This window comes from Amycolatopsis sp. H20-H5 (genome assembly GCF_035828755.1).
GTDB lineage: Bacteria > Actinomycetota > Actinomycetes > Mycobacteriales > Pseudonocardiaceae > Amycolatopsis.
In genome coordinates, this window is sequence record NZ_JAYMZS010000049.1 from 1 (window position 1) to 14060 (window position 14060).

General features: G+C 69.9%; 13 protein-coding genes. 7 read left to right on the top strand and 6 right to left on the bottom strand.

What is annotated here, in order from left to right:
• A partial coding sequence (locus tag QMK34_RS24990) for a PspC domain-containing protein (RefSeq protein ID WP_442785208.1) occupies positions 1 to 150 on the bottom strand: 150 nt, incomplete at its 3' end.
• A gap of 102 nt (positions 151 to 252) precedes the next feature.
• On the opposite strand from QMK34_RS24990, the gene QMK34_RS24995 reads away from it, so the two are divergent.
• The 3 genes from QMK34_RS24995 to QMK34_RS25005 all read left to right on the top strand — a co-directional run bounded on the left by QMK34_RS24995 (position 253) and on the right by QMK34_RS25005 (position 2794).
• The gene (locus QMK34_RS24995) at positions 253 to 1020 is read left to right on the top strand and encodes a nucleotidyltransferase domain-containing protein (RefSeq protein ID WP_326416758.1); all 768 of its coding nucleotides are present in this window, start codon (positions 253 to 255) and stop codon (positions 1018 to 1020) included.
• Complete coding sequence (locus tag QMK34_RS25000) at positions 1020 to 1820, top strand: transporter substrate-binding domain-containing protein (protein ID WP_326416759.1); 801 nt, start codon at positions 1020 to 1022, stop codon at positions 1818 to 1820. The genes QMK34_RS24995 and QMK34_RS25000 overlap by 1 nt, the downstream gene beginning before the upstream one ends.
• A gap of 83 nt (positions 1821 to 1903) precedes the next feature.
• A complete protein-coding gene (locus QMK34_RS25005; protein WP_442785209.1) occupies positions 1904 to 2794 on the top strand; it encodes a M23 family metallopeptidase in 891 nt (296 codons plus the stop codon).
• 68 nt (positions 2795 to 2862) lie between these two features.
• Here QMK34_RS25005 and QMK34_RS25010 read toward each other — a convergent pair whose 3' ends face one another.
• Positions 2863 to 3801, bottom strand: a complete 939-nt coding sequence (locus tag QMK34_RS25010; protein WP_326416762.1) for an o-succinylbenzoate synthase — start codon at positions 3799 to 3801, stop codon at positions 2863 to 2865.
• Positions 3802 to 3877: 76 nt separating this feature from the next.
• Here QMK34_RS25010 and QMK34_RS25015 point away from each other — a divergent pair, with 76 nt between their 5' ends.
• Together QMK34_RS25015 and QMK34_RS25020 are read left to right on the top strand one after the other, a co-directional pair.
• Positions 3878 to 6442, top strand: a complete 2565-nt coding sequence (locus QMK34_RS25015; protein WP_326416763.1) for an AfsR/SARP family transcriptional regulator — start codon at positions 3878 to 3880, stop codon at positions 6440 to 6442.
• 47 nt (positions 6443 to 6489) lie between these two features.
• Positions 6490 to 6693, top strand: coding sequence for a hypothetical protein (locus tag QMK34_RS25020; RefSeq protein WP_326416764.1), 204 nt, complete (start codon positions 6490 to 6492; stop codon positions 6691 to 6693).
• Positions 6694 to 7109: 416 nt separating this feature from the next.
• Here QMK34_RS25020 and QMK34_RS25025 read toward each other — a convergent pair whose 3' ends face one another.
• Positions 7110 to 7871: a DUF4253 domain-containing protein gene (locus QMK34_RS25025; RefSeq protein ID WP_326416765.1), complete on the bottom strand. Its 762-nt coding sequence runs from the start codon at positions 7869 to 7871 to the stop codon at positions 7110 to 7112.
• 154 nt (positions 7872 to 8025) lie between these two features.
• On the opposite strand from QMK34_RS25025, the gene QMK34_RS25030 reads away from it, so the two are divergent.
• The gene (locus tag QMK34_RS25030; protein ID WP_326416767.1) at positions 8026 to 8871 is read left to right on the top strand and encodes a patatin-like phospholipase family protein; all 846 of its coding nucleotides are present in this window, start codon (positions 8026 to 8028) and stop codon (positions 8869 to 8871) included.
• Between the two features lie 129 nt (positions 8872 to 9000).
• Here the strand turns inward: QMK34_RS25030 and QMK34_RS25035 are convergent, their stop codons facing one another.
• Positions 9001 to 10659, bottom strand: coding sequence for a DNA repair helicase XPB (locus QMK34_RS25035; RefSeq protein WP_326416768.1), 1659 nt, complete (start codon positions 10657 to 10659; stop codon positions 9001 to 9003).
• A gap of 85 nt (positions 10660 to 10744) precedes the next feature.
• Here QMK34_RS25035 and QMK34_RS25040 point away from each other — a divergent pair, with 85 nt between their 5' ends.
• Positions 10745 to 11422: an LppU/SCO3897 family protein gene (locus QMK34_RS25040; RefSeq protein WP_326416769.1), complete on the top strand. Its 678-nt coding sequence runs from the start codon at positions 10745 to 10747 to the stop codon at positions 11420 to 11422.
• Positions 11423 to 11476: 54 nt separating this feature from the next.
• Here QMK34_RS25040 and QMK34_RS25045 read toward each other — a convergent pair whose 3' ends face one another.
• Both QMK34_RS25045 and QMK34_RS25050 read right to left on the bottom strand, forming a co-directional pair.
• Positions 11477 to 12916: an FAD-dependent oxidoreductase gene (locus QMK34_RS25045; RefSeq protein ID WP_326416770.1), complete on the bottom strand. Its 1440-nt coding sequence runs from the start codon at positions 12914 to 12916 to the stop codon at positions 11477 to 11479.
• A 46-nt stretch (positions 12917 to 12962) separates the two neighbouring features.
• Positions 12963 to 13922, bottom strand: coding sequence for an ABC transporter substrate-binding protein (locus tag QMK34_RS25050; RefSeq protein WP_326416771.1), 960 nt, complete (start codon positions 13920 to 13922; stop codon positions 12963 to 12965).
• Between the last annotated feature and the right edge of the window lie 138 nt (positions 13923 to 14060).

Genomic DNA, 14060 nt, shown 5'->3' on the forward strand with positions numbered 1-14060 from the left:
GGGCTCCACACCGAGGTAGTCGGCCCAGCCGCCGCTGACGCCGGTGAGCATCTTGTCGGTCCGGCTGCGGCGGAGCTTCATGGTGGTCTCCGTGGCGTTCGCGCTGTTCGTCATGGACGAATATTCGCCCGGAACCGACCCTGGGCACATCCGGGAACGGCCCGGAGCCAACCCCGGAATCCGACCCTGAGACGGCACTCGGGGTCGCGAAAACGAGGTGCGTGGAGTGGGCCGGGAAAGTAGAACAAGCGCATGGACCACGAGACTCCCGAGTTCGCCGCGCTGGCCGAGGGCGGCACGATCCTGCGCTGCCAGATCGGCTCCGGTCTGCACGGGACCGCCGTGACCGAGCAGGGTGACCGTGACGAGATGGGCATCTGCGTCGAGCCGCCCGAGTACGTCGCCGGGCTGAAACGGTTCGACCAGTACGTCTTCCGGTCCCAGCCGGAAGGCGGCCGGTCGGGCGTCGGCGACCTCGACCTGATCGTCTACTCGCTGCGCAAGTGGATGCGGCTGGCGCTGAACGGAAACCCGACCGTGCTGCTGCCCCTGTTCGCGCCGGAAAGCGAACTCGTGCGGGTCGAGGAGCTCGGGCACGAGCTGAGGGCGCACGCGGACCGGATCATTTCGCGTCAGGCGGCCGCCCGGTTTCTGGGCTACTGCCGCGCGCAGCGGGGGAACCTGCTTGTGCGGCGCGGCATGCCTGCCAGGCCGGAACTGATCGAGAAGTACGGCTTCGACACGAAGTACGCGATGCACATGGTCCGGCTGGGCGTCCAGGGCGTCGAGCTGCTGGAGACGGGCCGGATGACGCTGCCGATGGCCGAGCCGTGGCGCACCTGGCTGGTCGAACTGCGGCAGGGGCGGCACACCCAGGGTGAGGCGCTGGACGCAGTCGTGGAGCTGGAGGACAAGCTCGAGAGGCTGCAGACGACGTCCCCGCTGCGTGAGCGTCCCGACGCCGAGTGGGCCGACCAATGGCTGGTGCGGGCGCACCAAAGGGCGTGGAAGATGACCTGATGACGATCAACGCGAAGGTGGCTTCACTGGGAATCGCGCTGCTGGCGGTGCTGGGTATCGGCACCGCCAGCGCCGCGCCGGACAGCGGGCAAGACGCGCGGAGCAGGTTGGACACGATCACCGCCCGCGGCGAGGTCCGGGTCTGCGGCACCGGGGACTACCGGCCACTGACCTACCGCGACGCGGCCGGGAAGTGGAGCGGTGTCGACATCGAACTCGCCGCGGACCTCGCGCAGCGGCTCGGGGTGCGGCTCACCCTCGTGCAGACGACGTGGAAGGCGCTCACCGACGACGTCGGCACCCGGTGTGACCTCGCGATGGGCGGGATCTCGGTGACGCTGGACCGCGCGAAGAAGGCGTTCTTCACCGCACCGATCATGAAGGACGGGAAGACGCCGATCACCCGGTGCGAGAACGTCCAGCGGTTCGGGACCCTGGCCCAGATCGACCAGCCGGGGGTGCGCGTGGTCGTCAACCCCGGCGGCACGAACGAGCAGTTCGCCGCCGCGAACCTGCACCAGGCGACGATCGTGCGGCACCCGGACAACAACACGATCTTCGACGAGATCCTTGCCGGGCGGGCGGACCTGATGATCACCGACGCGACCGAGACCCGCTGGCAGGCCAACCAGCACCCCGAGCTCTGCGCGGTGCATCCCGATCAGCCGTTCACCTTCGCCGAGAAGGCGTACCTGCTGCCGCGCGGCGACGTCGTGCTGCAGGAGTGGGTGGACCAGTGGCTGCACCTCGTCCTCAACGACGGCACCTACGCGCGGATCGCGAAGCCCTGGCTCGGCTGAACCGTTTGTATCTCGCTTGTACACCCATACCGGACGCTGGGCCTGAAGCAGGTGAGAAAGGACTTCGCATGACAATCAGGCGCATGGCCACCGTGGTGGCGACGCTGGCGCTCGGCCTGGCCGGGGTGCTCGCGGCGGCTTCGCCGGCGAGTGCCGCCGGGCCGCGGCCCAACTTCCAGCTGCCGTTCCCCTGCAACCAGGTGTGGAACGGCAACAACAGCAACTCGAGCGCGCACGTCGGCTGGGAGATCGACTTCAACCGGGGCAGCACGCCGACCGCCGACCTCGGGGACACCGTGGTCGCGGCCGCGGCGGGCAAGGTCGTCATCTCGGCGAACCAGGGTTCGGTGAACGGGTACGGCAACCTGGTGAAGATCGACCACGGTGGCGGCTGGTCGACCTACTACGCCCACCTGCGCGCGCGGTCGGTCGCTCTCGGCGCCCAGGTCTCGCAGGGGCAGAAGATCGGCGAGCTCGGCAACACCTCCAAGCCGGGCAACAACATCACGCCGCACCTGCACTACGAGGTCCGCACCACCGACCAGGCGTACCCGGACAACACGCAGAAGGCGGTCTTCAACGGCACGACCTTCGGCTACCCGATCCAGAACGTCACCTCCCACAACACCTGTGGCGGCGGCGGGAACACCAACCCGTACGACGCCGTCGAGGTCTGCGGCAGCGGCTTCAAGGTGATCGACTCGGCGGCGCTGGGCTCGGCGGGGACGGCGTACCTGCTCTACAACAGTGGCACCGCCGCCAACTGCGTCACGACCATCAAGAGCACCTCGGTCGGCACGGCCAGCGCGGTTTCGGCGTTCCTCGAGGTCCAGGGAGCAGCACGCAAGGCCGACACGGGCAGCTTCGACTACTACGCCGGGCCGGTCAGCGCGGCGGCGGGCAGCAAGTGCGTCAAGTGGGGTGGCTCCGCGGGCTCGGCCACCTACGAGAGCCCGTTCGAGCACTGCGGTTAGTACGCAACTCGTCGACGAATTGCGGTCTCTTGCGCGTGAGAGACCACGATTCGTCGACGAGTCGTGGGTCAGCGGAGGTGCGCGCGGACGCGGCTCAAGCGGTCGAGCCAGCGGGCTCGGGTGTCGGCGTCCGCGGCGACGTAGCCGTAGAGGTCGGGCTCGGGCGCGCGGGCCGGGACCGGCAGGTAACCGTCCACAGGGGACAGTGAACTGGTGCTGACATCCTCGTTCAGCAAGGAAAGCGTGCCGAGCCCACAGGCGTAGTCCAGCTCCGGCAGGGCACCGGCGAGCGCCAGGCCCGCGGCCAGGCCGACGCTGGTCTCGACCGCCGAGGACACGACGCACGGCAACCCGCACGCCTCGGCGACCTCCAGTGCGCGGCGCACGCCGCCGAGCGGGGCGACCTTGAGGACCGCGATGTCGGCGGCGCCGGCCACGGCGACCTTCAGCGGGTCCTCGGCGCGGCGGATCGACTCGTCGGCGGCGATCCGCACGCCGGCGCGCCGGCGCACGGCGGCCAGTTCCTCGATGGTGACGCACGGCTGCTCGACGTACTCCAGCCCGCCCGCGGCCTTGTCCAGGTCGGCGATCGCGCGCAGTGCCGTTTCGACGTCCCAGGCAGCGTTGGCGTCCACCCTGATCGCGCCGCTCGGGCCCAGCGCGTCTCGAACGGCCTCGACCCGGGCACAGTCCTCGGCCAGCGTCGCCCGTTTGTCGGCGACCTTGACCTTCGCCGTCCGGCAACCCGAGTCCTTCACCAGCTCGTACGCCCGCTCGGGGTCGACGATCGGCACTGTCGCGTTGATCTCCACCCGGTCGCGGACCGGCGACGGCCAGCCGCGCTCGCTCGCTTCGAGCGCCGAGGCGAGCCAGGGCGCGCTCTCGGTGTCGGAATAGTCCGCGAACGGGCAAAACTCACCCCAGCCCGCTTCGCCATGGAGCAGAATTCCCTCACGGACGGTGATCTCACGGAACCGTGTGCGCATGCCGATCGCGTAGACGTTCATCACCACCGATCATGCCACTTCGGCGGACTCTGGTATTCGGGTGCCGATTCGGCGGGCAACCAGCAGAATGGGGGTTGTGGCGCTCGACTTCCACGTGCTGGGCCCGGCCGAAGTGCTGGCCGATGGACAGCCGGTGCCCCTCGGGGGCAGCCGGCCCCTGATCGTGCTGGCGGGACTTCTGCTGCGTACCAACCAGGTCGTGTCCGTCGACGAACTCGGCCGCTGGCTGTGGGGCGACGACTCGCGCCGGTCCAAGGGCGCGCTGCAGACCTACATGCTGCGCGTGCGGCGGGCGCTCGGCGACGAGGTGGTGATCCGCACCGAACGCGGTGGCTACCTGCTCGAACTTGATGAGAGCTCCCTGGACCTGACCCGCTTCCGTGCTTTCGCGGCGCAGGGGCGCCACGCAGTCGAGCGGGGAGAGCTGCGCCACGGTGCGAGCCTCTTCGCCTCGGCGCTGGCCGAGTGGCGGGGCCCGGTGCTGCTGAACGTCGACTCCGACACGCTGCTGCTCGACGAAGCCGGCCAGCTGGCCGAAGAGCGGCTGCGGGTGCGTGAGCAGTGGGCGGGCACGCAGCTCGCGCTGGGCGACTACGCCACCGTGATTCCCGAGCTGACCCGGCTGAGCCGCGAGAACCCGTTGCGCGAGCGCCTCCACGAGCAGCTGATGATCGCGCTGCACCGGACCGGCAGGCAGGTCGAGGCGCTGGCCGTCTACCAGGAGATCAGCTCCGTGCTGAATGGCGAACTGGGCCTTGACCCGGGGCCTTCGCTGCAGCGCTCGCGCCAGTCGATCCTCACCGGGCAGGAGCCGAGCGAGGTCGCCGTCGACGCCGGGCTGGCCCGCTACCGGCTCGGCGCCGAGCCGCTGACCCCGCGGCAGCTGCCCGCCGATCTGCGCGCCTTCACCGGGCGGGAGCTCGATCTCAAGGCGCTGCACGCACTCGTGCCCGAGGCGCTCGACACGACGACCTCGACCCCGATCGCGTCCATCGAAGGTATGGGTGGCATCGGGAAGACGACGCTCGGAGTCCATTTCGCGCACGAGGTGGGGGACCGTTTCCCCGGCGGCCACGTGTATCTCAACCTGCGCGGCAACGGCCCCGGTGAGCCCGTCGAGCCCGCGGCCGCGCTCGAGAACATGCTCACCTCGCTGGGCGTGCCCGCCGACCAGATCCCCGGCGACCTCGACGGCCGCGCGGCGGCCTGGCGCACCCACAGCGCGGGACGTCGGCTGCTGATCCTGCTCGACAACGTCAACAGCACCGAACAGGTGCGGCCGCTGCTGCCGGGGCCCGGCTGCCTGGTGCTGGTGACCAGCCGCTGGCAGCTGCGGGCGCTGGTCGCCACCCACGGCGCGCGGCGCGTCGCGCTGGAGGAGCTGGCCGAAGAGGACGCCGTCGCCCTGCTGGTCTCGACCATCGGGGTGGAACGTGTCAGCGGGGACTGTTCGGCCGCGGAGCGTTTCGTGCGGTACTGCGGCGGCCTGCCGCTGGCCATCCGCATCCTCGCCGTGCGCGCCGCGCAGTTCCCGGACGTTTCTCTGGCGGACTTCGTCTCCGGGCTTGAACGTGACCAGGACCGGCTCAGCTCGTTCGACCTCGTCGATGGCGACGAGACCAACATCCGGGCGGTGTTCGCCTCGTCCTACCAGGCCTTGCGGCCCGAACCCGCCCGGCTGCTGCGGCTGCTCGGCCTCTCCACCGGGGTCGATTTCAGCGCGCCCGCGGCGGCCGCCGTCGCGGGTGTGGACCTCACGCAGGCCCGGCTGAGCCTGGCGAAGCTCGCGTCCGCCCACCTGATCGGGCAACCCCGGCCGGGCCGGTTCCAGTTCCACGACCTGATCCGGGCCTATGCCGGAGAGCTTTCGGAGCACGTCGACGACGAAGCCGACCGGCGGGCGGCGCTCGACGGCATGCTCGACTGGTACCAGGCCTCCGCGCTGAATGCTTCGCGGATCCTGCGGCCGGAGCGCTACTACCGGCTCGTCGACCGCCAGGGCCCGGAGGGGCTGGGATTCGGCGGCTACGACCAGGCATTGGACTGGCTCGACGAAGAGAGCCCGAACCTCGTCGCCGCCGTGCACCTCGCCCACCGGGATGGGCGGTACGAGGTCTGCTGGCAGCTGGCCTGGCTGCTGCAGCCCTACTTCCTGATCCGGACCAGGCTGGACGACTGGCGTTCGGTCTGTGAGCTGGCCCTGCTCGCCGCGCGCGCCGACGGGAATCGGCCAGGCGAGGCCGCCATCCTCAGCAGCCTCGGTGTCGCGAACGGTGTCGCCCGCGCTTTCACCGAGTCCATCCGCTATCTGCGGCAGGTGCTGGAGATCCAGCTGGAACTCGGCGAGCGCGAAGGGGCCGCGCGAGCGCTCTACAACCTCGCGCTGGCCGCCTACAGCGACGCGGACTTCGCCCTCGCCCACGAATGGGGTACCGAGGCGCTCCGTATCGTGCGGGAGCTGAACCTGGGCAACTTCGAGGCGGACGTGCTCCAAGGGCTCGGCGCCATCTGCGTCGCGCAGGGCGAATTCGTGCAGGCTCTCGATTTGGTCGACAGCGCGCTCGCCATCTGGGAGCGCGACGGGGCCAGCGAAGCGGTGCGATTCGGCCTGGAGACGCGGGGGGGGGGGGGGGCGCGCTGATCGGGCTCGGCCGCGCCGAAGAGGGCATCCGCAGCGAGGAACTGGCGGTGGAAATGCACTTCGCCCGCAGCGAGCTCTACGAGGCCGCTTCCGTGCTGACGCAGCTCGGCACCAACCACCTCCGCCTGGGCAGCCCGGTGCTGGCCAGGGAGCACTGGCTGCGTGCCGTCCGGCTGCTGACCGAACTTTCGCATCCCTACGCCGACGAGGTCCGCGCGAAACTCGCCGCCCTCGTGGCAGGCCCGGCCTGAGCTCCGGGGCTCAAGCGGGCGGCCGGCGCGCTGACCCCCAGTGACAGCGCGCGGGCCGCCTGCGCCCGCACCAGTACTCAACCGAACCCCGCTCACTGGCCGCTGACTGTAATCAGTAAGCGCTTGCTCAGCTTGTGATCGAGCGATCACGATCCGGCGTTTGGCGGGCTGACGCCGGGCTTGTGCACCAGGGACACCGCGTCCCGTGGCGCCCTTGCCTTGGCGTCGTCGAAGTAGACGTAGCGACTCCGCCAACCGTTCCAACGCCGGGCGACGATCTTCGACGTCCACTCGTTCAGGGCCGTTTCCCCGCAACCATTCGCGAAGCAGCGACAGAGCTCTTTCTGGTGCCTGGTCACGAGGATCCGTTGAGCTCGGCTTTGCGAGGTGCCCCCGCGCAAGGCCGAGCCGGGTTCTCAGGCCCATGAGAACCGCCAATGCCGGGCCTGGACCAGCCCCGAGGCGAACTCGCGCAGGTTTCCGGGCTGGTTGGTGAACGTCGGCAGGCTGAACGCTCGGTGCTCGGCGGCCACCGCCAGCGCGCGGGCCTGGCTGCGCGGCGGCGCCGAAACGGAGAGCTCGAGGGTGTCGAAGCCCAGCACGATCAGCGTCGCGCCGAAGCGTTCCTCCCAGCTGCGCAGCACCGCGGACAGCTCGGCCACCCGGTCGGTCGACTTGATCATGCCCGTCCAGCCCAGGAGCGCCGGGATGTCGGCGGGGCGCTCGGTCTGGACAAGGCCGAGCCGGTGCGGCGCGCGGGCGGCCAGTATCGAGCCGGTGTTGCCCGCCTCTGCCAGCGGATCCGCCTTGCGCGAGGACGAGGGCCTGCGCGCCAGGCCGGGGAACTGGGCGCCGAACGGCCGCAGGCACGCGCCGTCACAGCAGGAGACGTCCCACCAGCGCTCGAGCGCCGCTCCCGGCTCCACCGAGGCGACCTTGTGCTCCGCGGGGGCGAGCCTGCCCCTGTCGTCGATCCAGTCCTCGCCGTTCGCGGCGAAGCGCTGGTCGTGCGGGATGAGCACCGGCCACAGGCCGGAGCGCTCGAACTCGGCGACGCAGGTCAGGTACCTGCCCGGCTGGCTGAGCGGCTCGTCGGACACCCAGATCCGGCCGTGCCACCGCCCCGGCGGCAGGGTCTGGACCGGTGGGGTACCCGGGCGGAACGGTGCGATGGTCATGTCTTCCCCTCGAACTGGTGTTCGGTAGCGTTCTTCGAACAGTAGTTCGAGGGTCCGACAGTTTCAACGTCGTTCGGGCCGGGGGAGGGGCGGGCATGCCGTTCTTCCTGGAGACTTTCACCCAGAAGAATTAGTCGAGGGCGAGGAGGCAGTGGTGCTCGAAGGACAGGCGTTGGTGCTCGGCGGCGGCGGGGTCGCCGGGATCGCGTGGACGACGGGGCTGCTGGCCGGCCTCGCCGAGGGCGGCCAGGACGTCACCGGCGCGGATCTGCTCATCGGCACCTCGGCGGGGGCGGCGGTCGCCGCGCAGCTCGGCAGCGGCCTCTCCCTCGACGAGCTGTTCGCCCGCCAGACCGAACCTTCCTTACAGGCCAAGGAAATCCCGGCCGAACTCGACCTGGAGGACTTCGCCGCGGCATTCGGCACGGCGCTCGAGGGCGTGACCTCGGTGGACGAAATGCGTCGTCGTGTCGGCGCCTTCGCGCTCGCCGCCGACACAGTGCCCGAAGCGGATCGCCGGGCCGCGGTCGCGACGCGGCTGCCCTCGCCGGAGTGGCCGGAGCGGCGGATGATCCTGGTCGCCGTCGACGCGAGGACGGGCGAGCCCCGCCTGTTCGACAAGACTTCCGGGGTCGCCCTGATCGACGCGGTGGCCGCGAGCTGCGCGGTGCCAGGCATCTGGCCGCCGGTGACGATCGGCGGCGAGCGCTACGTCGACGGCGGTGTCCGCTCGCCCCACAACCTCGACTACGCGGCCGGGGCGGCGGAGATCGTGGTGATCGCGCCGATGGGCGTCGACGCACCCTTCCCGGCGGACAAGCCGTTGGACGTCCTCGCCGACGAGCTGCGTGCGGGCGGTGCGAAAGTGACTCTCGTGGTGCCGGACGAGGCTTCTGTCGCCGCCATCGGCCCGAACCCGCTCGACCCCGGCACGCGGCTTCCGGCCGCCGAGGCCGGGCGGGCGCAGGGGCGGGGTTTGACGCTCGGCGACGCGCCGTGAAGGCTCCCTTCAGTGATCGCCCAAGTCCCTGAAGGGAGCCTTCACGGCGTTAGACGCCGTCAGGCCCGTCGCCGACGAGGCGACGGGCCTTAGAAGACAGTGGCCTTCGGGGACCGTCGACGCGGGGTCTCACTCGGTGGGCGGGAGGGGGCGCATCAGGTCGTCGGCGTCGACGATCCGGTACGCGTAGCCCTGCTCGGCGAGGAAGCGCTGGCGGTGGGCGGCGTACTCGGTGTCCACCGTGTCGCGGGAGACGACCGAGTAGAAGTGCGCCTGGCGGCCGTCACCCTTGGGGCGCAGGAGGCGTCCGAGGCGCTGGGCCTCCTCCTGGCGTGAGCCGAACGTCCCGGAGACCTGGACGGCCACCGAGGCCTCCGGCAGGTCGATCGAGAAGTTGGCCACCTTGGACACCACCAGCGTGGTGACCTCGCCGCGGCGGAACTTGTCGAACAGCTCCTCGCGTTCCTTGTTGCGGGTGGAGCCCTGGATGACCGGGGCGTCGAGCTCGTCGCCGAGCATCTCCAGCTGGTCGAGGTACGCGCCGATGACCAGCGTCGGCTCGCCCTTGTGCTTCTCGACGATCGACTTGATCACCTTGGTCTTCGTGTACGCCGTCGCGGCCAGCTTGTACCGCTCCTCGGCTTCGGCCGTCGCGTACTGGAGGCGCTCGTTGTCGGTCAGTGTCACGCGGACCTCGGTGCACTCGGCGGGTGCGATCCAGCCCTGTGCCTCGATGTCGCGCCACGGGACGTCGTAGCGCTTCGGGCCGATGAGGGAGAACACGTCGCCCTCGCGGCCGTCCTCGCGCACCAGCGTGGCGGTGAGGCCGAGCCGTCGGCGGGACTGCAGGTCCGCGGTCATCCGGAACACCGGCGCGGGCAGGAGGTGGACCTCGTCGTAGACCACCAGGCCCCAGTCACGGGAGTCGAACAGCTCGAGGTGGCGGTACTCGCCCTTGGTGCGGCGGGTGATCACCTGGTAGGTGGCGATGGTGACCGGCCGGATCTCCTTGCGCTCGCCGGAGTACTCGCCGATCTCCTCCTCGGTCAGCGACGTCCGCGCGATGAGCTCGCGCTTCCACTGCCGTCCCGCGACGGTGTTGGTCACCAGGATCAACGTCGTGGCCTGCGCCTGCGCCATGGCCGCCGCGCCCACCATCGTCTTGCCCGCGCCACACGGCAGCACGACGACGCCGGAGCCGCCCGCCCAGAACGCCTGCGCGGCTTGGCGCTGGTACTCACGCAGCGTCCAGTCGCTCTCGTCGAGCGAGATCGGGTGCGCTTCGCCGTCGACGTACCCGGCGAGGTCCTCCGCGGGCCAGCCGACCTTCAGCAGCGCCTGCTTGAGCCGCCCGCGCTCGGACGGGTGAACGATCACCGTGTCCGGGTCGATCCGGTCGCCCAGCATCGGGCTGATCTTCTTGTGCCGGAGGATCTCTTCGAGCACCGCGCGGTCGGTGGTGGACATCACCAGCCCGTGCGCGGGGTGGTTGGCGATCTGGAGCCTGCCGAACCGGCCCATCGTGTCGACGATGTCGATCAGCAGCGGCTGCGGCACCGGGAACCGCGAATAGCTGGTCAGCGCGTCGACGACCTGCTCGGCGTCGTGCCCTGCCGCACGCGCGTTCCACAAGGCCAGCGGCGTGATCCGATAGGTGTGGATGTGCTCTGGCGCACGCTCGAGTTCGGCGAACGGCGCGATGGCGATCCGCGCGTCTTCGGCCTGTCGGTGGTCGACCTCGAGGAGCACGGTCTTGTCGGATTGGACGATCAAGGGGCCATCGGTCACCATCCCTTTATACGTTCCGCGGGGCGGACCCTCCCACCTCGGTGCCACTGGTGGAAAGATGTGGGGCGCAACTGGAGGGGGCATCTTGACCACACCTACGCCCGAAGAGCCACCGCGCGAGGACAATCCGTTCCGCGCGCCGGACTTCGAGACGGCCAGTCCGGCGGTGCCGCAGTTCACCACCACCGGCGGCTACCCCATGGCCATGCCGCCCGTTCCGGCGCCGCCGCCCGTGCGCCGGGTGGGCACCGCCGCGAAGGTCTGGATCGGCGTCGGCCTCGCCGTGGCGCTGGGGGTCGGCTCGCTGAGCGCGTTCGGCGTCGCCGCGCTGGGGACGCTGGGGAGTGGGCCGAGCAGTGGCAGCTGCCTGTATCTGTCCGATGCCGGTAGCGACTCTCAGACGTTTCACAAGCTGAGCTGCGAGGACGACCGGGCGACTTACCGGGTCGACAACGTTCAGGGGGCGTATACGTCCTGTATCGGGTCGGACTACGTGCGGTTTCGGATCTATGACAGCCGCAACCGGCCCACGTCCAGTCTTTGCCTGGCGCTGAATGTGCGGACCGGGGATTGTCTGACGCACGTTGATGACGAGACCTCGGTCGCCAAGGTGGGTTGCGGGAGTGCCAACGCCGAGGCCCGGGTGACTGTTCATGACGGAGTGAGCCGGGAGACCGTTTGCGGGGAGAGGGATGTCCCGCTGGTCTACGCCGGGCCGCCGGAACGGACCGTCTGTTTGCTGCCCACCGGCGAGAACATCTAGTTTGACTGCCCCTGAAGGCCACCTTCACGGCGTTTTACGCCGTGAAGGTGGCCTTCAGGGGCATTTGGCTGGGGCGCCGAACCAGTGGGCCAGGGCCGGGGTGGGGTTTGTGTGGCCCGCCCAGCTGAGGTGGCCGTCGGGGCGGATCAGGTAGAGGTCGTGGTGGGTCGTGGTTGTGGTGCGGATGTGGTTTACGCGGTCCTGGTAGCCCTGGGGGATTTCGTGGTTGCCCAGGTCCAGAAGCAGGGGGCGGCCGTCGTGCATGAGGGCTGACAAGGGGCCCGTGGCCAGGTCGAGGTCGGGCATACGGAGGCCGAGGAGCGGGTGGTCCGGCGCTGTGGGCATGGGGTGGCGGAGGTCCAGGCCGGACAGGAGGCCCGTGATGTGCCGGTTGGCTTCCGGCCCGCGTAGTAGGTCTATGAAGATTTCTCGTAGCGCCTCGGTGTTCTCGGTGCGGTTTGGCGCGGTGAAGACCCGCTGGGCCGCCGTGTGGTGCAGCGTGCGGGCGGCCGCCGGGTGGCGCTCGGTTTCGTAGGTGTCCAGCAGGCCGGTGGGGGCGGTGCCGTGGAGGGTCGCGGCCAGTTTCCAGCTCAGGTTGAAAGCGTCCTGCACGCCCAGGTTGAGGCCCTGGCCGCCGAGTGGCGGGTGGATGTGGGCCGCGTCGCCCGCGAACAGGACGCGGTGGTGGCGGTAGTGCTCCAGCTGCCGTGTGGCGTCGCTGAAGCGGCTGGCGGCGTGGACCTCGCCGAGCCGGGTTTCGTCGCCATAGAGCGCTGTCAGGGCCGTGCGGACCTCTGTCTCGGTGATCGGGGCATCGCGTCGCGGCTGGTCCGCTGTCGACGAGCCGAACACGAAACGGTGACCCCCTTCGGGTAGCGGGGTGAGCATCGCCCAGTGTCCTGGTACCTGGCGGGTGACCTCGCTGAAGTGGTTGGCCTGCTTCGGGACCAGTTCGGACGTCGTTTCCAGGGTGAGGTGGGCCATGGTCGCGACGTAGGTTTCGGTGCGGCCGGGGAACTCGAGGCCGAGGAGCTTGCGGACGGCGCTGTGGCCGCCGTCACAGGCCACCAGGTACCGGCTGCGGAACTCCCTCCCGGCCCGGACGGTGACCCCGGTTTCGTCCTGTTCGACGCCGGTCACCTCTCGTCCGCGCAGGATCACCGCGCCGTGTTTCACCGCCTGGTCCTCAAGCACTCGCTCGAGCTGGGCCTGCGAGGTGCGTGTGACGCGCGGGTGCCGCGTTCCCCAGGCCTCGTAGTCCAAGGGGACCGGCAGACCGGCGAAGTGCCCTACCGGCCCTTCGCCGTCCGGTAGGCGGGCCATCAGGCCTCGGAGATCGAGCAGTTCGGCCGTTCTCGGCTGGAGGCCGACGGGTCTCGGGATGTCCTGGCCGGTTCGGGACTCCAGGACGGTGACGGTGATTCCGGCCAGCGCCAGTTCGGCTGCGGTGGCCAGGCCGGTCGGCCCGGCGCCGATGATCAGTACCTCGCTCATGAGCTAAAAGTATACCAAGTGCAAAAAACAACCAAGTGCGAGTTTGTTAGCTTCCGGTCGCGCTGGGGAGCAGGGACTGCACGTCGAGACGACCCGGCAGCACGCTCGCGTTGTGCATCAGGTCGGCCACGCGCTGCAACCGGATTCCGTTGAGGGACGCGGGATACGAGCCGAGCGAGATCAAGGACGACGTCGTCGAGTCGATGTCGGAGAATTGCGGCAGCGCGTCGCGCACCAAGGCCGGGTCGGCCGCGCTCGCCTGCGCCTGTCCGAGCACTTTGCGGAACGCGGCCAGCGTCCGGGGATTGGTCTGCGCGAAGATCCCGGTCGACGCGTAGCTCGACATCGGGAAGTCCAGTGTCGCGCCGCGCGCGCCGTCGGCGAGGATGTGCGCGCCGAGTTCCTTCTCCGCGCGGGTGATGTACGGCTCGACCATCCAGGCCGCGTCCGCGTCACCCGCCTGCAGCGCCTGCGTCATCTGGTCGAACGGGCGCTGGACGAACTGGATCCGGCTCCGGTCGACGCCCGCGGTGCCCAGCACCGAGCGGGCGGCGAGCGCGCCCACGTCGTCGAGCATGTTCACCGCGATCTTCGGCGCTTTCTTCGCCGCCGGGTCCGTGTAGTCCGAGCCGCGAAGGGTGATGAGCGCCATGGTGTTGCTGCCCGAGGTGTACGCCTCGCCCTGCACCTGCAGTGCCGTCCCCGCCGCGGCCGCGCGGAACATCGAGACGTCGCTCGCGAAGGCCACGTCGACCTGGCCCGCCGCCAGCTTGTCCAGGCCGTCGCCGGAGCCGAGCTCGACCAGTTCCACCCGCAGGCCCGCCGCGCCGAACCGGCCGCTCGCCGCCGCGATCCGCAGCGGGGCCGTGTCGATGGGATTGCCCACTCCGACCCGCAGGGTCGCTCGCTCGAGCGGTGGTGACGCTGTGGAGTCGCCGCCGGAGAACAGTCCGCACCCCGCGGTGGTCAGAAAGGCGACTACCAGCGGAATCGCCAGTTTTCGCATGTTCACCAGCTCTCACGTACCGAGAGAATGTGCTCCGTGTGCTGGAGCTTACGGTCCGCTGCCCATACGATCGCGGTCAGCGCCGTCCCACAGTAGAGCGGCTGTCGAATCTTCTCGAACGTCACTACCGTCCAGTAG